At 68.7% G+C, this 252-nt stretch carries 1 protein-coding gene; it reads right to left on the bottom strand.

Translation table 11 applies throughout. From position 1 onward, the window contains the following. The coding region (locus MFF40_RS28555; protein WP_238263195.1) for a hypothetical protein at window positions 1-252 on the bottom strand (252 nt) is incomplete at both ends.

The following is a 252-nucleotide window of genomic DNA, read 5'->3' as shown; positions in this document are numbered from 1 at the left end:
GCTGGAAGAGCTTCCTGTACTCCCCCTTCCTTCCCCGCACCAGGGGGGCCATGAGGATGGCCCGGGTGCCGGGGGGGCGCTTGAGGAGGCGGTCGGTGATCTCGCTCGCCGACTGCTTCTCAATGGGACGGCCGCACTCGGGGCAGAAGGCCTGCCCCACGCGGGCGAAGAGGAGGCGGAGGTAGTCGTGGATCTCCGTGACGGTGCCCACGGTGGAGCGGGGGTTGTGGCTCGTGGTCTTCTGGTCAATGG

This window comes from Methylobacterium mesophilicum, from assembly GCF_022179445.1.
In the GTDB taxonomy this organism is placed as follows: Bacteria; Pseudomonadota; Alphaproteobacteria; order Rhizobiales; family Beijerinckiaceae; genus Methylobacterium; species Methylobacterium mesophilicum.
Note: the sequence above shows the minus strand (reverse complement) of the source record. Positions and strands in the feature narration are given on the sequence as shown.